Genomic DNA, 25,745 nt, shown 5'->3' on the forward strand with positions numbered 1-25,745 from the left:
AGAGTGACCGTAAAATCACCTGATATGGGTATTTGTTTCGGAATGGGTGTGGCGGGGAATGCCTTGGGAGTGCTTCGAACCGGAGGCACGTCTGTGGGAGCCGGCGCGTCCGGGCCCGACGTGCTCCGGCGCGGTCCGCGCCCCGCCTCCCTCCTCCCGGTGTCCGATCACCCAGAGCCCCCCTGCCGAGGGAGGTGCGCATGATGCGTATCGCCGGCCGAACCACACCGCACCCGCACGACGACGCCCCCGACACCAGCACGGCCTTCGCGCGGCTCGCGGAACTGCCGCCGGGGCCGGAGCGCAAGGCCCTGCGGGACGAGCTGATCCAGGTCTGGCTGCCGATGGCCGAGCGGATCGCGGTCCGCTTCCGGGGCCGCGGCGAGTCCCTGGAGGACCTCTACCAGGTGGCCGCCCTCGGCCTGGTCAAGGCCGTCGACCACTACGACCCCGCCCGCGGCCACGCCTTCGAGGCGTACGCCGTGCCCACCGTGACCGGCGAGATCAAGCGGCACTTCCGGGACCACATGTGGACCCTGCACGTACCGCGGCGGGTCCAGGACCTGCGCAACCGGGTGCGCCGCGCCGCCAAGGAGCTGGCGCAGACGACGCCGGGGCGCGCCCCCACGGTCGAGGAGATCGCCGCGTACGCGCATCTGACCACGGACGAGGTGCGGACCGGCATGGAGGCGCTGGAGTGCTTCACCGCGCTGTCGCTGGAGGCGGAGATGCCCGGCACCGACGGCTACGCCCTCGGTGACGCGATCGGCGGCCTCGACCCGGCGTTCGACGTCGTGGTGGACCGGGTGGCCGTCCAGCCCTGTCTGATGGCGCTGCCGGAACGCGAGCGCACCATTCTCTACCTGCGGTTCTTCCGCGGCATGACGCAGAGCTGCATAGCGCAGCAGCTCGGCATCTCCCAGATGCACGTCTCGCGGCTGCTCAGCACCTGCTTCGCCCGGCTCCGCGAGGAGATACTCGCCGAGACCGGCTGACACCCCTGCCGCGGCGGCCCCGCTACGGCGGCCCGGTGCCCGGGACCTGGGTCGGGCCGTGGCGGTCCAGGGCGTCCTCCAGCGCCGCCCGGATCTCCCGCGGCATCGCGCCGGTACGGCCCCAGACCAGGATCAGCTCCGCCACGTTGCGCAGTTTGATGTTGGTGTGCTGGGAGACCTCCTTGAGCACCAGCCAGCCCTCGTCGGGCGTCACCCGGCCGAGGACGACGACCATCCCGATCGCCTGGTCGACCACGGCGTGCGAGAAGACCGCCTCCTTGAGCTGCCGGACCTGTTCCTGCAGCTCGACTATCTGGTCCGGGCCCCCGTCCGTGGACATGGTCACCTCCGGTCGCTGAGACGCATCCATCGTCACCACTGGTCCCTCTCCCCGCCACTGGGCCGTCCGGGGTCAACCGGCGTCGTTTCGCTGGTCTCGTAGGGGTACTCGGCGGGCGCAACGGACGGCTGAGGCCGGACACTGGTCGGGAACCGGTGGCTGCCGGTGGACGAGACCAGGACGCGACTGCCATGAACGACGACATGACCTCCCCCACCGGTGCGAGGAACGTGGTTTCCACGCACTCCGTGTACGGGGCCCCCTGCTGGGTGAGTCTCACCAGCCGTGATCTCAAGGCCACCGAGGAGTTCTACTCCGCGGTGCTGGGCTGGCAGTGGAGACCGGCCCGGCTCGGCGACCGCTTCCGGATCGCGCTCGCGGACGGCGCGCCGGCCGCCGGGATCGCCGCGGTCGCCGGCATGTGGCAGATGGCCGTGGCCTGGCTGCCGTACTTCGCGGTGGTCAGCGCCGACCAGGCGGCGGCCCGGGTGCAGGAGCGCGGCGGGACCGCGGCGGTGGGCCCGATCTCCTTCCCGCCGGGCCGGGCCGCGCTGCTGGCCGACCGGGACGGAGCCGCCTTCGGGGTCTGGGAGGGCGAGCTGTTCACCGACTGGGAGACCTGGCGCCGCGCCCAGCCGGCCTTCATCCGGCTGCACACCCGCGACGCGTTCGACGCGGCGATCTTCTACGGCGAGGTCCTGGACTGGGCGACCGGGAAGCCCGGCGCCTGCGAGGTCGGCTACGAGGGCGGCGAGGTGGTGCTGCGCAGCGCCGGGGACGTCGTGGCGCGGATCGAGTCGGGCGCCCTGGAGGCGGCGCCCGACCCGGCCGTCCGGCCGCACTGGCAGGTGCACTTCTTCACCGCCGACGTCGCGGCCTGTGTCCGGGCCGCGCGGCTGCACGGCGGCAGCGTGCTCGTCGAGGGCGAGGACGAGGCCGTGCTGCGTGACCCGGACGGCGCGCGGTTCACGGTGACCGTGCGCCGCGATCGCTGACGTCATGATGCCCGCTCCCGGCCGGTGCGGGACGGCCGGGAGAGCAGCACCAGGCTGCGCGGCTCCACGGTGAGCCGGGTGCCGGCCTTGTGCTCCGCCTCGTCGGGGACGCCCCCCGGTCCGGCGGCGGCCGCGGTGTCGATCAGCGTCGTCCAGCGTTCGCCGTAAGCGGCGTCCGGCAGCCGGAAGACCGTCGGTTCCCAGTGGCTGTTGAGCAGCAGCACGAAGGAGTCGTCGGTGACGGGCCGGCCGCAGGGGTCGGGTTCGGCGATGGCGTCGCCGTTGAGGAAGACCCCGACGGCGTGCGCGTCGGGCCGCTGCCAGTCGTCGTCGGTCATCTCCTGGCCGTCGGGCCTGAGCCAGACCAGGTCGGGCAGCGGCTGCCCGGCGTGGGTGACGGTGTCGCCGCGGAAGTAGCGGCGGCGGCGCAGCACCGGGTGGGCGGCGCGCAGGCCGATGACCTGCCGGGCGAAGTCCAGCAGGCCGCGCTGTTCCTCGGTCAGCCGCCAGTCGACCCAGGAGATCTCGTTGTCCTGGCAGTAGGCGTTGTTGTTGCCGCGCTGGGTGCGGCCCAGTTCGTCGCCGTGGCAGAGCATCGGGATGCCCTGCGACAGCATCAGGGTGGCCAGGAAGTTGCGCTGCTGGCGGGCGCGCAGTTCCCGGACGGCCGGGTCCTTCACCGGGCCCTCGGCGCCGCAGTTCCAGGACCGGTTGTGGCTCTCGCCGTCCGCGTTGTCCTCGCCGTTGGCCTCGTTGTGCTTGTCGTTGTACGACACGAGGTCGCGCAGGGTGAACCCGTCGTGCGCGGTGACGAAGTTGACGCTGGCGCGGGGGCGGCGCCGGCTGTGCTGGTACAGGTCGGAGGAGCCGGTCAGCCGGGACGCGAACTCGCCCAGTGTGTGGTCCTCGCCGCGCCAGAAGTCCCGTACGGCGTCGCGGTACATGCCGTTCCACTCCGACCACAGCGGCGGGAAGTTGCCCACCTGGTAGCCGCCCTCGCCGACGTCCCAGGGTTCGGCGATCAGCTTGACGCGGCTGATCACCGGGTCCTGCTGGATCAGGTCGAAGAACGCCGAGAGCCGGTCCACCTCGTGGAACTGCCGGGCCAGGGTGGCCGCCAGGTCGAAGCGGAACCCGTCGACGTGCATCTCGGTCACCCAGTACCGCAGCGAGTCCATGATCAGCTGGAGGACGTAGGGGTGGCGCATCAGCAGGCTGTTGCCGGTGCCGGTGGTGTCGTAGTAGTGCTGCCAGTCGCCGTCCACCAGGCGGTAGTACGAGGCGTTGTCGATGCCCCGGAAGGAGAGGGTGGGGCCGTGCTCGTTGCCCTCGGCGGTGTGGTTGTAGACCACGTCGAGGATGACTTCGAGGCCCGCCTCGTGCAGCGTCTTGACCATCGCCTTGAACTCGGTGACCTGCTGGCCGAGGGTGCCGTGGGCGGCGTAGCCGTTGTGGGGGGCGAAGAAGCCGATGGTGTTGTAGCCCCAGTAGTTGGCCAGGCCGCGGGCCTGGAGGACGCCGTCGTGCACGAACTGGTGCACCGGCATCAGCTCCACCGCCGTCACCCCGAGCGAGGTCAGGTGCTCCACGACCGCCGGGTGCGCGAGGCCCGCGTAGGTGCCGCGCAGTTCCGGGGGGACGTCGGGGTGGGTGCGGGTGAGGCCCTTGACGTGGGCCTCGTAGATCACGGTGTCGGCGTAGGGCCGCCGCGGCGGGCGGTCGTCGCCCCAGTCGAAGAACGGGTCGGTGACCACGCCGAGCATGGTGTGCCCGGCGCTGTCGGCCGGGTCCGGGCGGCCCCCTCCCCGCTCCAGCAGGGAGGGGTGGTCGTCGATCTGCCCGTCGACCGCGCGGGCGTACGGGTCGAGGAGCAGCTTCGCCGGGTTGCAGCGGTGGCCCACGGCCGGGGCCCAGGGCCCGTGCACGCGGTAGCCGTAGCGCTGTCCGGGTCCGACGCCGGGCAGGTGGCAGTGCCAGACGAAGCCGTCGACCTCGGGCAGCGCGAGCGCGCTGTGGGTGCCGTCCTCGTCGACGAGGACCAGGTCGACGCGTTCGGCGACCTCGCTGAACAGGGCGAAGTTGGTGCCCTGTCCGTCGAAGACGGCGCCCAGCGGGTAGGGGTGCCCGCTCCAGACGGGCGCCCCCTTCCAGTCCGGCCGCGCCGCGGTCACCGGGCCTCCTCCAGGACGCCGTTGCCGCCCGCGGCGCCCGGCGCGGCCAGCCGGGCGACCGGCAGGATCTCGCGCGGGACCTCCAGGCCCTCCTGGGTGATGGGCTTCGGCGCGGTCGCGACCAGCGGGACGCGTTCGCCGGCCCGGGCGCGCTGGGAGAACCAGATGACCTTGGCTCCGGTGTCGGTGGCGCAGCAGCCCCAGCCGTCGCTGGTCGCGGCGAGGTGCTCCAGGCAGGCGCGCAGGTCGAGGTCGGGGCGGAGGGCGTGGTCGTTGCCGGCCACGGCCGTGATGAGGTGCTGGCCGTTCCACCACAGCTCTATCGACGTGTTCTTGTCGCTCGCGTGCTCGTCGATCGCCCGCAGCAGCATCTCGGTGCCGCGGCAGACGGGGTCCACGAGGTTCTCCAGGTTCCAGAACCGGAGGTGAGCGGCCAGGATGCGCCTGACCTGTCCGACCCGTTCCGGGCTCACTTCCACGTCGAGGTGGTAGTAGCAGGGCACTGCGGTCTTCATCGTCGTCGGCTCCTCACCGCGAGGCTCCCGCTCCTTCTCGTCCCGACGGGACGAGCCCCGAGCACGAAGCGTGAGCACGTATCGCTTCTGAGTCACTCCAGAGTGGAAGCAGTAGTCCATTCGTGCAACACGAGACCGTCGTTGAAGATCCAACAAGACGCTGCGTCGCTGTCCGTGCACCATGTGTGAAGAACTCGATCGCCCGTAACGACGACCGTGCCCCCGCGCGCGGTCGCCGCCCGAGGGTCGGGAACGCGTCCATCGAGTCCCGGAAGGGAACGGCACCATGCTGCTACCTGCGAAAGCCGAGGTCGACCGGCAGCTGCGGCGTTACCGGGCCCGGGAACGGATGATGCTCGCCGCCCCCGCCGACCGGACGGCGCGGGCGGTCTTCGAGGACGCCGGTTACACCCTGTGCGTGCTGATGGGGAAGCGCTGTGCGCGGGAGGCCGCGGACGCCGCCGAACGGTACCTGGCCGGCCTGGTCACCCATGCGCAGGAGCGGGACGAGCGGCCCCGGGCGGCCGGACGGAAGGCGCCGGTCGTGGACCGGCGGGCCCCGGCGGGGAGCGCGGTCCCCTCCGGCGCGGCGTGACCCCGGTCCGGGCCCCGGCCCGGCTTCAGCAACGGCGGAGGTGAGAACCGATGAGCACGACCCCTCGGATCGGGCGTATCCCGGTGCGTGACGTCCACCCGGTGGTGGAGGGCGGCAGGCGTCCGGCGAAGGCGGTGGCGGGTGAGACGTTCGAGGTGAGTGCCACCGTGTTCCGGGAGGGACACGACGCGGTCGCCGCCAATGTCGTGCTGGAGGATCCGGAGGGCCGCCCCGGCCCGTGGACGCCGATGCGGGAACTGGCCCCCGGCACCGACCGGTGGGGCGCGGAGGTCACGCCGGCCGCGCCCGGGCGCTGGACCTACCGGGTGGAGGCGTGGAGCGATCCGCTGGCCACCTGGCGCCGCACCGCGCGCGTCAAGATCCCGGCGGACATCGACACCGGTCTGGTCCTGGAGGAGGGCGCGGAGCTGTACGAGTGGGCGGCGGCGGGGGTGCCCGACCGGGCCGCCCGGGCCGTCGTCCGGGCCGCCGCGGCGACGCTGCGGGACGACACGCTGCCGGTGCCCACCCGGCTGGCGGCGGCGCTGACGCCCGAGGTGGACGCGGTCCTCGCCCGGTACCCGCTGCGCGAACTGGTCACCTCCTCCGACCCGTTGCCGCTGCTGGTGGAGCGGGAGCGGGCGCTGTACGGCGCCTGGTACGAGTTCTTCCCCCGCTCCGAGGGGACCCCCGAGCGCCCGCACGGCACCTTCCGCACCGCCGCCCGGCGGCTCCCGGCGATCGCCGCGATGGGCTTCGACGTCGTCTACCTCCCGCCGATCCACCCCATCGGCACCACCCACCGCAAAGGCCCCAACAACACCCTGTCCGCCGGTCCCGGCGACGTCGGTGTGCCGTGGGCGATCGGTTCCCCGGAGGGCGGTCACGACGCCGTCCACCCGGACCTCGGGACCATCGAGGACTTCGACCTGTTCGTGGACGAGGCGCGGGAGCTGGGCCTGGAGATCGCCCTGGACTTCGCGCTCCAGTGCTCCCCCGACCACCCGTGGGTGCACAAGCACCCCGAGTGGTTCCACCACCGCCCCGACGGATCGATCGCCCACGCCGAGAACCCGCCGAAGAAGTACCAGGACATCTACCCGATCGCCTTCGACGCCGACATGGACGGCCTGGTCGCGGAGACCTGCGAGGTGCTGCGGTACTGGATGGACCACGGGGTGCGGATCTTCCGCGTGGACAACCCGCACACCAAGCCGGTCGTGTTCTGGGAGCGGGTCATCGCCGACGTCAACGGCACCGACCCCGACGTGATCTTCCTGGCCGAGGCGTTCACCCGCCCCGCGATGATGCACACCCTCGCCCAGATCGGCTTCCAGCAGTCCTACACCTACTTCACCTGGCGCAACAGCAAGCAGGAACTGACCGAGTACCTCACCGAACTCTCCGGCGAGGCCGCCTCCTACATGCGGCCCAACCTCTTCGCCAACACCCCCGACATCCTGCACGCCTACCTCCAGCACGGCGGCCGCCCGGCCTTCGAGGCCCGCGCCGTCCTCGCCGCCACCCTCTCCCCCACCTGGGGCATCTACAGCGGCTACGAACTCTGCGAGAACACCCCCCTGCGGGACCGCAGCGAGGAGTACCTCGACAGCGAGAAGTACCAGCTCAAACCCCGCGACTGGGAGGCCGCCACCCGCGAGGGCCGCACCATCGCCCCCCTCATCACCCGCCTGAACGCCATCCGGCGCGCCCACCCCGCCCTGCACCGGCTCAGGAACCTCCGCTTCCACCACACCGACAACGACCAGGTCATCGCGTACAGCAAGCGCGCGGGCTCCGATGTCGTGCTGGTGGTCGTCAACCTCGACCCTCATCACACCCAGGAGGCCACGATCTCGCTGGACATGCCGCACCTCGGCCTCGAACGGCACGCGTCCGTGCCGGTGCATGACGAACTCACGGGTGAGACCTATCGCTGGGGCGGGAGCAACTACGTGCGGCTGACGCCGGGCCGGGCTCCCGCCCACGTCCTCCACGTCCGACCGCCGTCCGCCACGCCGAAGACCGGGGAGCCGGGAACCTCATGACCGTCAACGAGCCCGTCCCGGACACCTTCGAGGACACGCCCGCCCAGGACCGCGACCCGGACTGGTTCAAACGAGCCGTCTTCTACGAGGTCCTGGTCCGCTCCTTCCAGGACAGCAACGGCGACGGCGTCGGCGACCTCAAGGGCCTCACTTCGCGCCTGGACTACCTCCAGTGGCTCGGCGTGGACTGCCTGTGGCTGCCGCCCTTCTTCAAGTCCCCGTTGAAGGACGGTGGTTACGACGTCTCCGACTACACCGCCGTACTGCCCGAGTTCGGCGACCTGGCGGACTTCGTGGAGTTCGTCGACGCCGCCCACCAACGCGGCATGCGCGTGATCATCGACTTCGTCATGAACCACACCAGCGACCAGCACCCGTGGTTCCAGGAGTCCCGGAAGAACCCCGACGGCCCCTACGGCGACTACTACGTCTGGGCCGACGACGACACCCGGTACGCCGACGCCCGGATCATCTTCGTCGACACCGAGGCGTCGAACTGGACCTACGACCCGGTGCGCGGCCAGTACTACTGGCACCGCTTCTTCTCCCACCAGCCGGACCTCAACTACGAGAACCCGGCCGTCCAGGAGGAGATGCTGGGCGCGCTCAAGTTCTGGCTGGACCTCGGCATCGACGGCTTCCGGCTCGACGCGGTGCCGTACCTGTACGCCGAGGAGGGCACCAACTGCGAGAACCTGCCCGCCTCGCACGCCTTCCTCAAGCGGGTCCGGCGCGAGATCGACGCCCAGTACCCGGACACGGTGCTGCTGGCCGAGGCCAACCAGTGGCCGGAGGACGTCGTCGACTACTTCGGCGACTACGCCTCCGGCGGCGACGAGTGCCACATGGCGTTCCACTTCCCGGTCATGCCGCGCATCTTCATGGCCGTACGGCGGGAATCGCGCTACCCCGTCTCGGAGATCCTGGCGAAGACCCCGGCGATCCCGGCGCGCTGCCAGTGGGGCATCTTCCTGCGCAACCACGACGAGCTGACGCTGGAGATGGTCACCGACGAGGAACGCGACTACATGTGGGCGGAGTACGCCAAGGACCCCCGCATGCGCGCCAACATCGGCATCCGCCGCCGGCTCGCCCCGCTCCTCGACAACGACCGGGACCAGATCGAGCTGTTCACCGCCCTGCTCCTCGCGCTGCCGGGCTCGCCGATCCTCTACTACGGCGACGAGATCGGCATGGGCGACAACATCTGGCTCGGCGACCGGGACGCCGTACGGACGCCGATGCAGTGGACGCCGGACCGCAACGCGGGCTTCTCCACCTGTGACCCGGGCCGGCTCTCCCTCCCCACGATCATGGACCCGGTCTACGGCTACCAGGTGACCAACGTCGAGGCGTCGATGTCCTCCCCGTCCTCGCTGCTGCACTGGACCCGGCGGATGATCGAGATCCGCAAGCAGAACCCGGCCTTCGGCCTCGGCTCGTACAGGGAGCTGCCCTCCTCCAATCCGGCGGTGCTGGCGTTCCTGCGGGAGGCCCCCTCGGATGGGGAAAACGGGGACGACCTGGTGCTCTGCGTCAACAACTTCGCGCGGTTCGCCCAGCCCACCGAGCTGGACCTGCGCGAGTATGCCGGGCGTCACCCGGTCGAGCTGTTCGGCGGTGTCCGCTTCCCGGCCATCGGCGAACTGCCCTACCTGCTGACCCTCGGGGGCCACGGCTTCTACTGGTTCCGGCTCACCCGAGTCGCATCCCGCATCGGCCGCCGGGCATGAGCCCGTGCCGAGGAAAGGACGCGTCACCATGCCGAAGACCGCACCCCTGCGCCCGAGACCCGCGCACCATCCCGACGACCCGATGGCGTCGCTCGGCGGTCTGCTGCGCCAGTGGCTGCCCAGGCAGCGCTGGTTCGCGGGCAAGGACCGGCCCGTGGCCGACCTCGGCCTGCTGTCGATGACGGAGCTGTTCCCCGGCTGTCTGCACCTGCTGATCCACGCCGGGCACGGCACGGTGCCCGCGCCCGGCGGCGCCCCGCCGGCCGGTGACTGCTACCAGCTGCTGCTGGGCGTGCGCGAGCACCCCTCGCCACGCCTGGGCCGGGCGGTCATCGGCCGGGTGGAGGAGGGCTCGCTCGCCGGTCTGACGGTGTACGACGCGTTGCAGGACCCCCGGATGGCCCAGTTGCTGCTGGAGCGGCTGCGCCACCCCGGCACGGCGGGCCCGCTCCGCTTCGAGGCGGACCCGGCGCGTCCGGTGCCCGCCACCGCGCTGGCGCCCCGGCTGCTCGACGCCGAGCAGTCCAACTCCTCGCTGGTCTACGGCGACGAGCTGATCCTGAAGGTGTTCCGGCGCATCCAGCCCGGGGTCAACCCGGACCTGGAGGTGCCGGGCGCGCTGGCCCGGCAGGGCTGCGGCCGGGTGCCGGCGCCGGTGGCCTGGTTCCGCACCACGCACCCGTTCGAGGCGACCCTCGGCGTGCTCCAGCCGTTCCTGCCGGGCGCCACCGACGGCTGGACGCTCGCGCTGGACGCGCTGGCCGCCGGGGACGACTTCACCGCGCAGGCGCACGCGCTGGGGCGGGCCACCGCCGATGTGCACGTCGCCCTGGCTTCGGCGTTCCCGGCCGGCACCCCCGGGGAGAACGGCCGCACGGCCGCGGCGATGACCGAGCGGCTGACCGCCGCCGCTCACGCCGTCCCGGCGCTGCGGCCCTTCGTGCCCCGGCTCCAGGGCGCGTTCGCCGCGCTGACCACCTGCGACGTCGGACCGGCCGCCCAGCGCATCCACGGCGACCTGCACCTCGGGCAGGTGCTGCGGGCGGGGCGCGACTGGTTCGTCATCGACTTCGAGGGCGAGCCGTCCCGGCCGCTGACCGAGCGGCGCAGCGCCCACTCCCCGGTGCGGGACATCGCGGGCATGCTGCGCTCCTTCGACTACGCCGCCCGCCAGCGCCGCCCGTGGCGCCCGGAGTGGGCGCGCCGCTGCCGGGAGGCCTACTGCGCGGGTTACGCCGTACGGGCCGGCTGGGACCCGCGCAAGAAGCACGGCCTGCTGCGCGCCTACGAGACGGATCGTGCCGTCTACGAGGTGCTGTACGAGGCCCGGCACCGTCCCGACTGGCTTCCCGTACCCATGGCGGCGATCGAACGACTCGCCGTGAGAGGAGACTGACATGGCCCTCCGCGACACCTCGCTCCCCGAGCCGTCCGGTCCCGCCGCGCCCACCGGGGCGGCCGGTACCGCGCCGCCGCTGGACCCGGCCGACCGGGGGCGTCTGCTGGCGGGCGCCCACCACGACCCGCACGCGCTGCTCGGCGCCCGTCCGGTGCCCGGCGGGGTCGCCTTCCGGGCGCTGCGCCCCTTCGCACGGGCGGTGAGCGTGGTGATCGACGGCGAGCGCCACGCCCTCGCCTCCGAGGAGGACGGCCTCTTCTCCGGCGTACTGCCGCTGACCGCGATCCCCGCGTACACGCTGCTGGTGGAGTACGAGAACGGGACGCAGGAGACGCACGACCCGTACCGTTTCCTGCCCGCGCTCGGGGAGCTGGACCTGCATCTGATCTCCGAGGGCCGGCACGAGCAGCTGTGGCGGGCGCTGGGCGCCGAGCCGATGGTCCACGAGGGCGTGGCCGGCACCCGCTTCGCGGTCTGGGCGCCGAACGCGCGGGGCGCGCGGGTCGCCACGGACTTCACCCACTGGGACGGCACCGCCTTCCCGATGCGCTCGATGGGCTCGTCCGGGGTGTGGGAGCTGTTCCTGCCCGGTGTCGGCGAGGGCGTGAAGTACAAGTTCGAGATCCACTCCCGTTACGGGCACCGCTTCCTCAAGGCCGACCCGATGGCCCGCGCCGCCGAGGAGCCGCCGAACACGGCGTCCGTGGTCACCGCGTCGCACCACGAGTGGAGCGACGCGCAGTGGATGCGCGACCGGGCGGCGACACCCGTGCACCAGGCGCCGTTCTCGGTCTACGAGGTGCACCTGCCGTCCTGGCGGCCGGGGCTCGGCTACCGGGAGCTGGCCGAGGTGCTCCCCGCGTACGTCAGGGACCTGGGCTTCACGCACGTGGAGCTGATGCCGGTCGCCGAGCACCCCTACGGGCCGTCCTGGGGCTACCAGGTCACCGGCTTCTACGCGCCGACCGCGCGCCTCGGCACGCCGGACGACTTCAAGTACCTGGTCGACGCCCTGCACCGGGCCGGGATCGGCGTGATCATGGACTGGGTGCCGGCGCACTTCCCGAAGGACGACTGGGCGCTGGCCCGGTTCGACGGGGACCCGCTGTACGAGCCCGGGGACGAGCGGCGGGCGACGCATCCGGACTGGGGGACGTACACCTTCGACTTCGCGCGGACCGAGGTGCGCAACTTCCTGGTCGCGAACGCCGTGTACTGGTGCGAGGAGTTCCACATCGACGGGCTGCGGGTGGACGCCGTCGCCTCGATGCTGTACCTGGACTACTCGCGCGACTCCGGGCAGTGGGAGCCCAATGTGTACGGCGGCCGGGAGGACCTGGCGGCGGTGGCGTTCCTCCAGGAGATGAACGCCACCGTCTACCGGCGCTGCCCCGGCGTGGTGACCATCGCGGAGGAGTCCACCGCGTGGGGCGGGGTGACCCGGCCCACCGACGTGGGCGGGCTCGGCTTCGGGTTCAAGTGGAACATGGGGTGGATGCACGACTCGCTGGAGTACGTGGCCAAGGAGCCGGTGCACCGCAAGTACCACCACCACGAGATGACCTTCTCGATGGTGTACGCCTACAGCGAGAACTACGTGCTGCCGATCTCCCACGACGAGGTGGTGCACGGCAAGCAGGCGCTGGTGTCGAAGATGCCGGGCGACTGGTGGCAGCGGCGCGCCAATGTCCGCGCCTATCTGGGCTTCATGTGGGCCCATCCGGGCAAACAGCTGCTGTTCATGGGGCAGGAGTTCGCGCAAGGGGCGGAGTGGTCGGAGAAACAGGGTCCGGAATGGTGGCTGCTCGACGACGGGTACCACTCGGCGGGTGATCACCGCGGGGTGCGGGACCTGGTCCGTGACCTCAACGCGCGGTACCGGGCCGCCCCGGCGCTGTGGCAGCGGGACACCGACCCGGCCGGTTTCCGCTGGGTCGCGGTGGACGCCGCCGAGGACAACGTCTTCGCCTTCCTGCGGTACGACGCGCAGGGCAGCCCGCTGCTGGCGGTGTCGAACTTCTCCCCCGTCGTCCGGCACGACTACCGGCTCGCCACCGGCGACGACGTCCCCGCCTGGCGGGAGGTCCTCAACACCGACGCCGCGCGGTACGGCGGCTCCGACGTCACCGTCCCCGGCCCCGTCAAGACCGAGGACGGTCATCTCACGCTGACGCTGCCGCCGCTGGCCACCGTGTGGCTGATGCCGTTCGCCGGGTGAGACCCCGGCGGCGCGGCCAGGTGTCCGACGGCGGCTGAGGGGGCAGTCAGGTTCCTACGACCCGAGAACCCTCGTCGTCGCCGCGGCAGGCCACAGGAAGGCGGCATCAGGTGCGTACCGTCGGAGTGGAGGAAGAACTCCTCCTGGTCGATCCCGAGACCGGTGAGCCGCGGGCGATGTCCGCGGCGGTGCTCGCCCGGGCCGCTCTGGACCCGGGCGACCAGGACGTGTTCGAGAAGGAACTGCACGACCAGATGCTGGAGTTCGCCACGCATCCGCAGGCAGAGATGGAGCGGCTCCAGGCGGAGATCGTGCGCTGCCGCAAGGAGGCCGCGCGGCACGCCGGCGAGCTGGGCTGCACGGTGGCCGCGCTCGCCACCTCCCCGCTGCCGGTCAGCCCCGCCGTGGGGATCAACAACCGCTACCAGTGGATGGCCGGCCAGTACGGCGTCGTCGTCCAGGAGCAGCTGGTCATGGGATGCCATGTGCATGTCGCCGTGGACTCCGACGAGGAGGGCGTCGCCGTCGTCGACCGGGTGCGGCCCTGGCTGTCGGTGCTCGGCGCGCTGAGCGCGAACTCGCCGTTCTGGCAGGGCAAGGACACGGGGTACAGCAGCTACCGCAGCCGGGTCTGGCAGCGCTGGCCGTCGGCCGGCCCCACCGAGCTGTTCGGGTCGGCGGAGCGCTACCACCGGAGGGTCGCCGACATGGTGGCCACCGGCACCATCCTCGACGAGAAGATGGTCTACTTCGACGTCCGGCTTTCCGAGCGGTACCCGACGGTGGAGTTCCGGGTCGCGGACGTGTGTCTGCACTCCGACACGGCCGTGCTGATCGCCTGTCTCGCCCGGGGCCTGGTGGAGACCGCCGCGCGCGAGTGGCGGGAGGGGGTGGAGCCGGCCGGGCACAGCGTGAGCCTGCTGCGGCTGGCCGCCTGGCGGGCCGCCCGGTCCGGGCTGACCGGCGAGCTGCTGCATCCGGCGACCATGCGGCGGATGCCCGCCGAGACCGTCGTACGGGCCCTGCTGGATCATGTGGGGGACGCGCTGGCCGAGGCCGGGGACATGGAGCGGGTGCGCGAGGAGTGTGCCGCGCTGCTGCGGCGCGGCAACGGGGCCCGGGTGCAGCGGGAGCTGCTGGAGCGCACGGGCAGCCTGCGGGACGTCGTCACCGGCTGCGTGCGCCGTACCCAGGGGTGACGCCGTCCCGCCGGCCGCTCCGCCGTCCCACCGGTCATGTCACCGTTTCGCCGGTCACACCATCAGGGTGATCGCGTAGGCGAGGAAGAAGGCCGCGACCAGGACGACCAGGAGGACGATCAGCGTCAGCGGACCTTTGCCCCAGCCCTTCGCGGGGTTGTGGACCTCGCGCGGACCGGCCTCGGGCAGGCTGCTCTCCGCGGGCGGGGTCTCGCCGGGCGGTACGCCGCCGCCGGGTTCCAGGCCGGTGGTGCGCTCGGGTTCGGGGTCGGGATTCGTATAGCTCATGCCGTCCGGGTCCCCCTTCTCGCCGAGGTCATCAGGGCGGACGCGGTTCCCTTCCCGCCGGGGTGGCCGAGGGCGGACGCAGTTCGGCCGTCCGGGTGCCCGGCCGCCGTCGCCTCGGCTAGATTCGGGCACCGTCGACCACGCTGTCCGACGGTTTCCGTCACAGCCCGTACACATCAGGAGCAGTGCATGCGCGACTCCGCTCCCGCTGCCTGGGCCTTTCCCCCGCTGACCGGCGGTCTGGCCGACCGCCTCTTCGAGACGGCGGACCGCGACCCGGCGCTGCCGCTGCTGGCCCGCCGCCCGGAGGAGGGCCCGGCCGGCTGGCGGGAGGTGACGGCCGCGGAGGTCCGCGACGAGGTGGCCGGGCTGGCCAAGGGGCTGATCGCGGCGGGGATCGCGCCGGGCGAGCGGGTCGCGGTCATGGCCCGCACCCGGTACGAGTGGACGGTACTCGGCTACGCGCTGTGGACGGTGGGCGCCGAGGTCGTCCCCGTCCACCCGGCCTCCTCCCGGGACCAGGTCGCCTGGATGCTGCGGGACGCGGGCTGTGTGGCCGTGGTGGTGGAGGACGAGCGGTGCGTGATGACCGTCGGTTCGGTGTGCGCGGCGCTGCCCGCGCTGCGCCACGTCTGGCAGCTGGACGCGGGGGCCTGCGCCGAGCTGGCGGCCCGGGGCGCGGACGTGCCGGCCGCCGCGGTGGACTCGATGCGCCGCATCGTGCTGCCGGAGGCCACCGCGGTGGTCGCCTACACCTCCGGCACCACGGGCCGGCCCCTGGGCTGCGCCCTGAGCCACCGCGCGCTGGCGTCCCCCTGCGACGTCCTGCTCGACGGCTGGGGCTCGACGGCGGCGGCCCCGGGGGAGCAGGGCTCCGTCCTGGCGTTCTTGCCGTTCTCGCACGTGTACGGCCTGATGGTCCAGGGACTGTGCGTCCGCGGCGGTCTGCTGATGGCCCACGAGCCGGAGACGACGGAGGCGGCGCTGGCGTCCGCCCTGCGCTCCTTCCGCCCCACCTGCCTCTACGCCGTCCCCTCGGTGCTGGAGAAGATCTACAAGAACTTCCTGCGCACCGCCCAGCGGGCGGGCCGGGGCGCCCTGTTCGAGCGGGCCGCCGCCACGGCACGGGACTACGCCGAGGCCCGGGAGCGCCGAAGACTGGGCGCGGGCCCGGGACCCGGTCTCGACCTGCGGCTCCAGCACGCGATGTACGAGCGGACGGTCTACCGCCGGCTGCGGGAGTCACTGGGCGGCCGGGTGCGCCGCGCGACGTCCGGCGGCTCGCCGCTGGGCCGCGAGCTGTCCCTGTTCTTCGAGGGCATCGGCATCTACGTGCACGACGGCTACGGGCTGACCGAGACGGCCGGCGGGGTGACGATGCAGCCGCTGGGCCGGGAGAAGTCCGGCACCGTGGGCCGGGCGCTGCCCGGCACGGAGATCCGGGTGGCGGACGACGGGGAGATCCTGGTCCGCGGCCCGTCGGTGTTCCAGGGGTACGTCGGCGACGAGGCCGCCACCGCGGCCGTACTGCGCGACGGGTGGCTGGCCACCGGCGACCTGGGGCGGCTGGACGACGAGGGGTATCTGACGATCACCGGCCGCAAGAAGGACACCGTGGTCACGAGCGGCGGTACGAGTGTGGCCCCGGCCGTCCTGGAGCAGCGGCTGCGGGCGCACCCGCTGGTCCACCAGGCGGTCGTGCTGGGCGACGGCCGGCCCTGCGTGGGCGCGCTGATCACCCTCGACCCCGAGTTCCTGACGCACTGGCGGGCGGGCCTGGCGCTCCAGGGGGACGCCCCGGCGCGGGAGGCCCGTGAGGAGAACGCCCTGCGCGAGGAGATCGCGCGGGCCGTGGCCGCCGCCAACAGTGCCGTGTCGCGCGCGGAGTCGATCCGGGTCTTCCGGGTCCTGCCCGAGCCCTTCGACGTGGCCAGGGGGCTGCTGACGCCGTCGATGAAGCTGCGCCGCGACGAGATCGCGAGGGTCTTCGCCCTGGAGATCGACGCCATGTACGAAACGCGCTCCGCCCGGCCCGCGCGGGCCCTGGAGCGGGCCGCGGGCCGGGCGGACGGCGACGCGGACTGGGAGGAGCCCGACAACGTCTTCGTCAGCCGCCGACGTACCAGCTGAACCCGCCGTTGGCCGCGCTCACCGCGAGCAGCACGCCGAAGAGGACGAGGTCGAGCACGCCGAGCACGATGCCCGCCTTGGCCATTCCCGCACCGCCCTTGACCCCCGCCTGCCGCAGTCCGACGGCGCCCAGCACGATGGCGACCGGTCCGAGGATCACGTTGAAGACGAACAGTCCGACGATGCCGCAGACGAGGCTCGCGATGGCCAGGCCGTTGGTACGGGACCGGGGGGACGCGGTGGAGGAACTGCCGTAACTGGTCATCAGAATCTCCTGGTGTAGGGGGATTCGAGCGGCGGAGCACCCCCTGTCATGAATGCTCCGGTGTGTTCCGCCCACCGAGTGCCCGCACAACTGCCCCCGCATTCCCGGGAATTGACAAGTCGCGGATTCGCCGGTAAGTGGAATTCGGCAATCCACTCCCCCGGTGCCCTTTTCCCGTGGACGCCCGGTACCGGAATTCCGCCCGGCCCGGGCGGCATACACGTTCGGCTACGTTCCGGTCACGCTGGGCCATCTTCCGGTGTCCCCGCAAACAGGCGCGTAGGCTCTGCCGGCACGGGAACTAGCAGACGAAGGGGGCGCACGGGAAAGGACGAGACAAGCCCTGCTGATGCCGGGCCGGGAAGGCGAAATGGCAGCCGAGTCGCGTTGGGACAGGACACTGGCTTCCGAGGAGATCACGGATCGCACCGCCAGCTTCACCGGGGAGCTGCACAATGTGACCGGTGCGCGCCTGGTCGCGGAGGAATTCCTCTACGACCTCTCGCGCGTGGCGTCACCGGCGGCCCCCGAGCACTGGGACGACATTCTCCTGGTGGTCACGGAGCTGGCCGCGAACGCGGTGCAGTACGCCCCGGGGCCCTTCCAGCTGCGGCTGCGGCGCACCTTCGACGGTGTGCACGTGGCGATGCGCGACACCAATCCGACCCCGCCCGCGCCCCGGCCCTTCCACCCGAGCAACGGGGGCGGCGGCATCGGCTGGCATCTGATCCACACCCTGTGCGACCAGGTCAGCGTCGTACCCGACGAGCGGGGCAAGGACATCCACGTCTTCCTGCCCTGGTGACGGCCGCCCGCCGGGGGCGGCCGCGGGCCCGCCCCCGGTGTCAGGTCGCGGAGGTCTCCCGGGGCGGCAGCGCCGCGTAGTAGGCGCCGACGGCCGCCAGGTACTCCGGGTCCATCGTCTCGCTGTCGGTGCGGAACCGGGGCGCGGCCTTGACCTCGGCCCTGGTGCAGGACACCGTGACCTTGCGGGCCTCGGCGTCGACGGCGCTCACCACGCCGACCGGCACCAGCACGCTGCGGCCGAAGACCCAGACGCCGGTGTCGACGACCAGGTGCCGCATGCCGAAGTGGTCCGCCTGGCGGTCCACGTGGCCGATGGTGCCGTCGCTCGCGACGACGGTGCAGCCCGACAGGTCCTCTCCCTCGACGTGACCGCTCTCCGGTGCGTACGACCAGATTCGTTCCATCGGCACGCTGCTCCTTCCCTCCCGCGTCATGGCCGGTCGTGGCCCGGGCCGGGCAGCACGCCCGCCCGGCTCCACAGCAGCAACTACCCTCCCCGGCGACCGGCATTCGGCGCGCGCCGCCGCACGTCGCGCCACGGCGCCCGGCCGGGCGGGGAAATCCGTCCGAGTACCCCAGTGACGCCGGAGCATGCCCGGTCCGCCCCGAAGGCATGAGGCAGGCCCGGGACAGGGCCGACTTTTCGTTCCCCGCCCGGCGGGCACCTCTGACTCTGGCGTATTTTTCTCCTCGGGCAGTTCCGCTGAACTGTGGAAACGCACCACGAAGGACCGGGCCGCGGATCGGCCCGTACGGGGTTCCGAGTCCTCTGCCGCGAGGACTCCTGGGGAGCGGAACGAGGGTGGGCATGACGAGCGACAGCACCGGGGTCGTCGACGCGGCCTGGGGCGACCAGGAGCTGCGACGGCTCCTGGCCGGCCTGACGGCCGTACGGGACGGCGATTTCGGCACGCGTCTGCCGGACGACGCCGACGGCCTGATGGGCGACATCGCCAAGGTCTTCAACGGCATGGTGGACCAGTTGTCCGTGTTCACCTCCGAGGTCACCCGGGTGGCCCGCGAGGTCGGCACGGAGGGGCAGCTGGGCGGACAGGCGAAGGTGCCGGGGGTCTCGGGCACCTGGGCCGATCTGACGGACTCGGTCAACGCGATGGCCGGGAACCTGACCACGCAGGTCCGGGACATCGCCCAGGTGGCCACCGCCGTGGCCAAGGGCGACCTGTCCCAGAAGATCGACGTGGACGCCCGGGGCGAGATCCTGGAGCTGAAGAACACCATCAACACGATGGTCGACCAGCTCTCCGCCTTCGCCGACGAGGTCACCCGCGTCGCCCGCGAGGTCGGCACGGAGGGCCGCCTGGGGGGTCAGGCGGACGTGCAGGGCGTGCGGGGCACCTGGCGGGACCTCACCGACTCGGTGAACTTCATGGCGGGCAACCTCACCAACCAGGTCCGCAATGTCGCGCAGGTCGCGACCGCCGTGGCCAAGGGCGACCTGTCCCAGAAGATCACCGTGGACGCCCGCGGCGAGATCCTGGAGCTGAAGAACACCATCAACACCATGGTCGACCAGCTCTCCGCCTTCGCCGACGAGGTGACGAGGGTCGCCCGCGAGGTCGGCACGGCCGGGAACCTCGGCGGGCAGGCGCAGGTGCGCGGGGTCTCCGGCACCTGGAAGGACCTCACCGACAACGTCAACGTGATGGCGTCCAACCTCACCCACCAGGTCCGCTCCATCGCCCAGGTCGCCACCGCGGTCGCCAAGGGCGATCTGTCGCAGCGGATCACCGTGGAGGCCAAGGGCGAGGTCGCGGCGCTGGCCCAGGGCATCAACACCATGGTCGACACGCTGTCCGCGTTCGCCGACGAGGTGACCCGCGTCGCCCGCGAGGTCGGCACCGAGGGCCGGCTCGGCGGCCAGGCGCACGTGCCCAACGTGGCCGGCACCTGGAAGGACCTCACCGACAACGTCAACTCCATGGCCAACAACCTCACCGGCCAGGTGCGCAACATCGCGCTGGTGACGACCGCGGTGGCCCGGGGCGACCTGTCGAAGAAGATCGACGTCGACGCCAGCGGCGAGATCCTCGAACTCAAGACGACCATCAACACCATGGTCGACCAGCTCTCCGCCTTCGCCGACGAGGTCACCCGCGTCGCCCGCGAGGTCGGCACCGAGGGCCGGCTCGGCGGCCAGGCCGAGGTGGAGGGCGTCTCCGGCACCTGGAAGCGGCTGACGGAGAACGTCAACGAACTGGCGGGCAACCTGACCCGGCAGGTGAGGGCCATCGCCGAGGTCACCAGCGCGGTCGCCGAGGGCGACCTGACCCGCTCCATCAACGTGGAGGCGTCCGGCGAGGTCGCCGAGCTGAAGGACAACATCAACGCGATGGTGGAGTCCCTGCGCGAGACCACCCGGGCCAACCAGGAGCAGGACTGGCTCAAGACCAACCTGGCCCGGATCTCCTCCCTGATGCAGGGCCACCGGGACCTGCCCGTCGTCGCCGAGCTGATCATGGACGAGCTGGCGCCGCTGGTCGGCGCCCAGTACGGCGCCTTCTACCTGGCCGAGGACGGCGTGCGCGGGCCCGAGCTGCGGCTCGTCGGCTCCTACGGCTATCCCGACGACGAAGGCCGGCCCTCCCGCATCCCGTTCGGCCGGACCCTGGTCGGCCAGGCCGCCCGCAGCCGCCGCGCCATCACGGTGGACGAGCTGCCGCCCGACTACGTGACGATCTCCTCCGGGCTGGGCCAGGTGGTGCCCAGGGCCCTGGTGCTGCTGCCCATCGTCGTCGAGGGCCAGGTGCTCGGCGTCATCGAGCTGGCCTCGGTGTCCGCCTTCACCCAGATCCACCACGACTTCCTGTCCCAGCTGATGGAGACCATCGGGGTCAACGTCAACACCATCGTGGCCAACGCCCGCACCGACGAGCTGCTGGCCGAGTCGCAGCGGCTGACGGCCGAGCTGCAGGTCCGGTCCACGGAGCTGCAGGTACAGCAGGACGAACTCCAGCGCTCCAACGCCGAACTGGAGGAGAAGGCGTCGCTGCTCGCCACCCAGAACCGGGACATCGAGGCGAAGAACCTCCAGATCGAGCAGGCCCGCCAGGAGCTGGAGGCCCGCGCCCAGCAGCTCTCGCTGGCCTCGAAGTACAAGTCGGAGTTCCTGGCCAACATGAGCCACGAGCTGCGCACCCCGCTCAACAGCCTGCTCATCCTGGCCCAGCTGCTCGCCCAGAACCCCTCGCGCAACCTCACCCCCAAGCAGGTCGAGTACGCGGGCATCATCCACTCGGCGGGCTCCGACCTGCTCCAGCTCATCAACGACATCCTCGACCTGTCCAAGGTCGAGGCCGGGAAGATGGACGTGGCGCCGGAGCGGGTCACGCTGCGGCAGCTCATCGAGTACGTCGAGGCCACCTTCCGGCCGATGACCACGCAGAAGAGCCTGGACTTCACGATCAGCACCGCGGCCGGGGCGCCGGCCGACCTGCTGACCGACGACTCCCGGCTGCGCCAGGTGCTGCGCAACCTGCTGTCCAACGCGGTGAAGTTCACCGAGCGGGGCAGTGTGGAGCTGCGGATCGAGCCCGCCGCGGACGGTGAGGTCCCGCACACCGTGCTGCGCGGCGGCGCGGTGGTCGCCTTCCGGGTGCGGGACACCGGCATCGGCATCCCGGAACAGCACCTGGAGACGATCTTCGGCGCGTTCCAGCAGGCGGACGGCACCACCAGCCGCAAGTACGGCGGCACCGGCCTCGGACTGTCCATCACCCGGGAGATCGCCCAGCTGCTGGGCGGGGCCGTCACCGTGGACAGCACCCCCGGCCAGGGCAGTACGTTCACGCTGTTCCTGCCCGTGGCCCGGCCCGACTTCGAGGAGCTGCTGGGGCACGGCCGGCCCGACGGGCACGGCACGGCCGACATGTCCGCCGACGCGCTCGACGGTCCGGCTCCGCTGCCCGAGCTGGCCGCCGGACCCCGGCAGCGGCCGCGGCGGCTGCTGGTCGTGGAGGAGCGGCCCCGGGGGCTGCTGACCCTGGTCGCCGAGAGCGTGGTCGCCGACCTCGCGCACGGCCGGGACGAGACGGGCGACCGCCCGCCGCTGGACGTGATCACCGCCGTCGGGGCGCAGGAGGCCGCGGGCGCGCTGGCCGCCGACCCCTGCCACTGCGTGGTCCTGGAGCTGGGCATGCCGGACGGTGAGGCGTCCCGCTTCCTGAAGGCGCTGCGGGGCGACTCGGCGCTGGCGAGCGTGCCGGTGCTGGTGCACAGCGGGCACCGCGCGGACGCCGCGCTGGAGGAGTCGCTGCGGTCCGGGGTGCCGGGCGGGGCGCTGGAGTTCCTCTCCAGCCTGGACGAGCTGCGCGAGCGGATCGCCCTGCACCTGTCCGCCGAGGAGCCCGGTGACGTCCTGTCCCTGGTCCGCGCCGAGGAACCGCGTCGGCCGGCCGCGCCGGAGCCCGGCGGCGCGGCGGACGGACGGACAGTCCTCGTCGTCGACGACGACGCCCGCAACCTGTTCGCGCTGAGCGGCATACTGGAACTGCACGGCTTCCGGGTGCTGCACGCCGAGAACGGCCGCAAGGGCATCGACACCCTGCTGGACAACCCCGACATCGCGCTGGTGCTGATGGACGTGATGATGCCGGAGATGGACGGCTACACGGCCACGGCCGAGATCCGCGCCATGCCCCGGTACGCGGAGCTGCCCATCATCGCCGTCACCGCCAAGGCGATGCCCGGCGACCGGGAAAAGTCCCTCGCCTCGGGCGCCAGCGACTACGTCACCAAGCCCGTGGACACCGACGAGCTCATGGCCCGCGTACGACGGTGGCTGCCCGCGTGAGCGGACCGGCCCCCGTCCCGTACCCCGGCGGGCACCGCGGCGCGCGCCGTACCGTGCCGCGCGCCGCGGCGCCCGCCATCCGAGGAGCAGTGACACCGTGAGCATCTCCGAACGCACACCCGGCGGCGGCCCCGACGGACCCGTCGGACCCGGCGGACCCGTCGGTGACTTCGCGGGCGACCTCGTGGGCGTCTCCGCCGAGTCGCCCGTGGGCCGGCTGGCGGCCACCGTGGAGCGGCTCAGCCGCGAGGTGAGCCGGGCCCAGGCGGAGGCCGAGGGACGCGCCCTGATCGAACTGGCCAAGGGCATCCTGGTCGAACGGCTCGGCTGCGGCCCGGCGCAGGCCGCCCGGCAGCTCGCCGAGCTGGCCGAGCAGGCCCAGGTGACGCCGCTGGAGTTCGCGGTCGACGTCATCAACCAGGCCGCCCGGGACCGGATGTCGGAGGTGACCGACGCCTTCCTGGCGGCCACCGCCGCCGCCGAGGCCGAGGACGAGCAGACGGCGGAGTCGGCCGCGGTGCGGCTGCGGGCCGCCGAGAGCGGCGCGCTGGCCGCCGACGACACCCAGGCCGTCGCCGACGCCCTGCTGGAGCAGGCGCTGCGTCCGCTGGGCGCGGTGGCGGTGGCGATCTGGGCGGCCGGCTCCGACGGCTCGCTCACCCTGGCCGGCAGCGCGGGCTTCTCCCCCGCCGAGGCGGCCCGCTGGCGGTACGTGCCGCCGGACGTGGCGACGGTGGCCCGCTCCGGCCTGACCGGCCGGGACGGGCGGTGGATCACCTCGCTGACGGACACCGGGCTGCCCAGCCTCGGCCGGCACCAGTACCCCCGGGGCGGCCGGGTGGCGCTGCCCGCGGGGACCGGCGGGCGGGTGCACGGCGTCCTGGAGATCGCCTGGCCGGTGCCGCTGGCCCCGCAGCCCCCGCAGGTCGTCCGGCAGGTGGAGGCGCTGGCCGAGCTGTGCGCGCACACGCTGGAGACGCGCGTACCGGTGCCGGGCGCCGGGCTGGAGCCGCGGGTGCTGCCGGACGCGGCGGAGCTGATGGACCTGGCCGACGGACTGCACGACCCGGCCCTGGTCCTGGTGCCGCACCTGGACGACTCCGGGAGCCTGGCCGACTTCCTCATCCAGCACGTCAACGACCGCTTCCTGGACCCGGCGGGGCGGCCCCGTGCCGTGGTGAACGGCGCGCTGCTGCTCCAGGCGTACCCGATGGCCGCCGGGGACAGCGCACTGTTCCAGAACGTGGAGCGGGTGTACGCCACCGGGGAGCCGTTCCGGGCGCACCGGATGAACCTGACCGCCCTCGTCGACCAGGTCCCGCTGTCGGCGGTCGCGGACATCAGCATCAGCCGGCACGGCAACGCCGTCCTGCTGATCTGGCGCATCGAGGACGAGACGGCGCGGCTGGCCAGCCTGCTCCAGCACGCCCAGCGGCTCGGGCGCATCGGCGGGTTCGAGGAGAACCTGCTGACCGGCGAGATCACCTGGAACGGGCAGCTGTTCGACCTGTACGGGCGTCCGGAGACGAGCACCCCGGTGCCGCTGGAGCAGTTGCCGGCCCACGCCCACCCCGACGACGCCGTCACCATCGGCCGGTTCCTGCGCACCCTGATGCACCACCGGCGGCCGGCCTCGGCGGCGTTCCGGCTGGCCCGGCCGGACGGCGTGACCCGGCACATCCGGGTGGTGGCCGAGCCGGTGCTGGACACCGACGACCGGCTGCTGATGCTGCGCGGCGCCTGCCAGGACATCTCGGCGCAGCACTGGACCGAGGTGGCGCTGGCCGCGACCCGGGACCAGCTGGCCCACACCGAGCAGCAGGCCAGCGAACGCAACCGGCTGACCCTGCAGTTGCAGCACGCCATCATGCCGCCCGCGCAGGCGCCGCTGCGGATGGACGGCCTCCAGGTCGCCGTGCGCTACCGGCCCGCGGAGACCGAGCAGCTGGTGGGCGGCGACTGGTACGACGCGGTGGTGCTGCCGAACCGGCTGGTGCTGCTGTGCGTGGGCGACGTGGCCGGGCACGGCATAGAGGCCGCCACCACCATGGTGGTCCTGCGCAACGCGCTGCGCGGCCTGGCGGTGACCGGGGCGGGCCCGGGCCAGCTGCTGTCCTGGCTGAACATCGTGGCGCACCATCTGACCGGCGGGGTGACCGCGACGGCGGTGTGCGGGCTGTACGACCCCACCCGGCGCACCCTGCGCTGGGCCCGGGCGGGCCATCTGCCGCCGGTGCTGGTGCGGGACGGGTCGGCGGCGCCGCTGCCGCTGGTCAAGGGCATGCTGCTGGGCGCGGTCCCGGAGGCCCGGTACGAGGAGGCCGAGACGCAACTGGCCGCCGACGACACCCTGTTGATGTACACCGACGGTCTGGTCGAGCGGCGGGACCGTTCGGTGGAGGAGTCGCTGAGCCAGTTGCTGACCACCGTACGGACCGCGCCGACCACGCTGGACCAGCAACTCGACCGTCTGCTCACCTACAGCAGGTCGGACACGGACGACGACACCTGTCTGGTGGGCGTCCGCCTCGCGTGAGCCCCGGCGCGCGCGTATCCGCTGCCCGTCCGGCAGGCATGAAGGGCGCGGCAGCGGGTAAGCGCGCGGGCGCGGTGAGGACACCGCGGCCGAGGGAGGGGGTCCGCATCCGATGAGATCTTGATCACCCGCGCGCCCCGGAAAGGGCACGCATCGAAACGGCTCACGGGGGTAACCGGCCTGGCTGTCCGCATCTGATGGAGGTACACGTGCCCATTGCCCAGAATCCGCTGTCCGTCGAGGTGACCCTGCCGCGGCAGGACGTGGCGCTGCTCACCGTCGAGGGGTACCTGGACGTCGACACCGCGACGGAGTTCCAGCACCACCTGGCCAACCAGCTCCACCACGGCCGGCGGCACTTCCTGCTCGACCTGTCGGCGGTGCCGTTCATGGACTCCTCCGGCATGAACATCATCCTGCGGGTCTACCAGGAGGCCCGGGAGCTGCCGGGCAGCGTGCACATCATCCGGCCCACCTCCGCGGTGCGCCGCATATTGGACCTCACCGGCGTCAGCATCACGGTCCCCGTCTCGGAGAGCGTCGAGGACGCGCTCGCCCTCGTCGACGAAGGGGCGGCCGGGCGGGACGGGGAGCAGGGGCACGACGGCTGACCGGCACCGGCGCCGCTCGCCCGGCCGCGGCCGGCGCCGGCCGTCCGGCGAGCTGCCGCACGAGGTGTCGTACGAGTGTCGTGCGAGGTG

19 protein-coding genes are annotated in these 25,745 nt (G+C 72.4%); 13 read left to right on the forward strand and 6 right to left on the reverse strand.

Translation table 11 applies throughout. The features are described from left to right. Positions 1 to 203: 203 nt before the first annotated feature. A complete protein-coding gene (locus tag ACIQR3_RS17810; protein WP_215167604.1) occupies positions 204 to 995 on the forward strand; it encodes an RNA polymerase sigma factor SigF in 792 nt (263 codons plus the stop codon). 22 nt (positions 996 to 1,017) lie between these two features. Here ACIQR3_RS17810 and ACIQR3_RS17815 read toward each other — a convergent pair whose 3' ends face one another. Beyond that, entirely contained in the window at positions 1,018 to 1,335 is a 318-nt protein-coding gene (locus ACIQR3_RS17815) for an ANTAR domain-containing protein (RefSeq protein ID WP_403539647.1), read from the reverse strand. Between the two features lie 191 nt (positions 1,336 to 1,526). Between ACIQR3_RS17815 and ACIQR3_RS17820 the strand changes: the two genes are divergently transcribed. Then, a complete protein-coding gene (locus ACIQR3_RS17820; protein ID WP_403539650.1) occupies positions 1,527 to 2,330 on the forward strand; it encodes a VOC family protein in 804 nt (267 codons plus the stop codon). Between the two features lie 2 nt (positions 2,331 to 2,332). Here the strand turns inward: ACIQR3_RS17820 and glgX are convergent, their stop codons facing one another. Next, the gene (gene glgX, locus ACIQR3_RS17825; RefSeq protein WP_403539653.1) at positions 2,333 to 4,501 is read right to left on the reverse strand and encodes a glycogen debranching protein GlgX; all 2,169 of its coding nucleotides are present in this window, start codon (positions 4,499 to 4,501) and stop codon (positions 2,333 to 2,335) included. Then, positions 4,498 to 5,016, reverse strand: a complete 519-nt coding sequence (locus ACIQR3_RS17830; protein WP_403539656.1) for a pep a2 — start codon at positions 5,014 to 5,016, stop codon at positions 4,498 to 4,500. The genes glgX and ACIQR3_RS17830 overlap by 4 nt, the downstream gene beginning before the upstream one ends. Positions 5,017 to 5,302: 286 nt before the next feature. Here ACIQR3_RS17830 and ACIQR3_RS17835 point away from each other — a divergent pair, with 286 nt between their 5' ends. From ACIQR3_RS17835 to ACIQR3_RS17860, 6 genes are all read left to right on the forward strand, one after another. Then, positions 5,303 to 5,611 carry a DUF5133 domain-containing protein gene (locus ACIQR3_RS17835; protein ID WP_403539659.1) on the forward strand — a complete coding sequence of 103 codons (309 nt, stop codon included), beginning with the start codon at positions 5,303 to 5,305 and terminating at the stop codon, positions 5,609 to 5,611. 50 nt (positions 5,612 to 5,661) lie between these two features. After that, the gene (locus tag ACIQR3_RS17840) at positions 5,662 to 7,659 is read left to right on the forward strand and encodes an alpha-1,4-glucan--maltose-1-phosphate maltosyltransferase (protein WP_403539661.1); all 1,998 of its coding nucleotides are present in this window, start codon (positions 5,662 to 5,664) and stop codon (positions 7,657 to 7,659) included. After that, entirely contained in the window at positions 7,656 to 9,392 is a 1,737-nt protein-coding gene (treS, locus tag ACIQR3_RS17845) for a maltose alpha-D-glucosyltransferase (protein WP_403539664.1), read from the forward strand. Before ACIQR3_RS17840 ends, treS begins: the two co-directional genes overlap by 4 nt. A gap of 28 nt (positions 9,393 to 9,420) precedes the next feature. Then, positions 9,421 to 10,788 carry a maltokinase gene (locus ACIQR3_RS17850; protein WP_403539665.1) on the forward strand — a complete coding sequence of 456 codons (1,368 nt, stop codon included), beginning with the start codon at positions 9,421 to 9,423 and terminating at the stop codon, positions 10,786 to 10,788. 1 nt (position 10,789) lies between these two features. Then, complete coding sequence (glgB, locus tag ACIQR3_RS17855; RefSeq protein WP_403539667.1) at positions 10,790 to 13,009, forward strand: 1,4-alpha-glucan branching protein GlgB; 2,220 nt, start codon at positions 10,790 to 10,792, stop codon at positions 13,007 to 13,009. A gap of 110 nt (positions 13,010 to 13,119) precedes the next feature. Further along, positions 13,120 to 14,208: a glutamate--cysteine ligase gene (locus tag ACIQR3_RS17860; RefSeq protein WP_403539670.1), complete on the forward strand. Its 1,089-nt coding sequence runs from the start codon at positions 13,120 to 13,122 to the stop codon at positions 14,206 to 14,208. A 54-nt stretch (positions 14,209 to 14,262) separates the two neighbouring features. Here the strand turns inward: ACIQR3_RS17860 and ACIQR3_RS17865 are convergent, their stop codons facing one another. Beyond that, entirely contained in the window at positions 14,263 to 14,496 is a 234-nt protein-coding gene (locus ACIQR3_RS17865; protein WP_215165984.1) for a DUF6480 family protein, read from the reverse strand. A 189-nt stretch (positions 14,497 to 14,685) separates the two neighbouring features. Between ACIQR3_RS17865 and ACIQR3_RS17870 the strand changes: the two genes are divergently transcribed. After that, on the forward strand, positions 14,686 to 16,626 hold the full coding sequence (locus tag ACIQR3_RS17870) for an AMP-dependent synthetase/ligase (protein WP_403539672.1): 1,941 nt from the start codon (positions 14,686 to 14,688) through the stop codon (positions 16,624 to 16,626). On the opposite strand, the gene ACIQR3_RS17875 is transcribed toward ACIQR3_RS17870, so the two are convergent. Further along, a complete protein-coding gene (locus tag ACIQR3_RS17875) occupies positions 16,604 to 16,891 on the reverse strand; it encodes a DUF4190 domain-containing protein (protein ID WP_403539674.1) in 288 nt (95 codons plus the stop codon). The genes ACIQR3_RS17870 and ACIQR3_RS17875 overlap by 23 nt on opposite strands. A 370-nt stretch (positions 16,892 to 17,261) precedes the next feature. Between ACIQR3_RS17875 and ACIQR3_RS17880 the strand changes: the two genes are divergently transcribed. Further along, positions 17,262 to 17,696, forward strand: a complete 435-nt coding sequence (locus tag ACIQR3_RS17880; RefSeq protein ID WP_403539676.1) for an ATP-binding protein — start codon at positions 17,262 to 17,264, stop codon at positions 17,694 to 17,696. A gap of 40 nt (positions 17,697 to 17,736) precedes the next feature. Here ACIQR3_RS17880 and ACIQR3_RS17885 read toward each other — a convergent pair whose 3' ends face one another. Next, positions 17,737 to 18,102, reverse strand: coding sequence for a PRC-barrel domain-containing protein (locus ACIQR3_RS17885; protein WP_403539678.1), 366 nt, complete (start codon positions 18,100 to 18,102; stop codon positions 17,737 to 17,739). A gap of 404 nt (positions 18,103 to 18,506) precedes the next feature. Here ACIQR3_RS17885 and ACIQR3_RS17890 point away from each other — a divergent pair, with 404 nt between their 5' ends. The 3 genes from ACIQR3_RS17890 (at position 18,507) to ACIQR3_RS17900 (ending at position 25,655) form a co-directional block, all read left to right on the forward strand. Further along, positions 18,507 to 22,508, forward strand: a complete 4,002-nt coding sequence (locus ACIQR3_RS17890; RefSeq protein ID WP_403539681.1) for a HAMP domain-containing protein — start codon at positions 18,507 to 18,509, stop codon at positions 22,506 to 22,508. Positions 22,509 to 22,692: 184 nt separating this feature from the next. After that, positions 22,693 to 25,044 (forward strand): SpoIIE family protein phosphatase, encoded by a 2,352-nt coding sequence (locus tag ACIQR3_RS17895; RefSeq protein WP_403540057.1) that lies wholly within the window; start codon positions 22,693 to 22,695, stop codon positions 25,042 to 25,044. Between the two features lie 209 nt (positions 25,045 to 25,253). Then, positions 25,254 to 25,655 (forward strand): STAS domain-containing protein, encoded by a 402-nt coding sequence (locus ACIQR3_RS17900; protein WP_403539683.1) that lies wholly within the window; start codon positions 25,254 to 25,256, stop codon positions 25,653 to 25,655. Positions 25,656 to 25,745: the final 90 nt, after the last annotated feature.

Origin of the sequence: Streptomyces sp. NPDC090994 (assembly GCF_044768905.1) — a bacterium.
Taxonomy (GTDB): Bacteria; Actinomycetota; Actinomycetes; order Streptomycetales; family Streptomycetaceae; genus Streptomyces.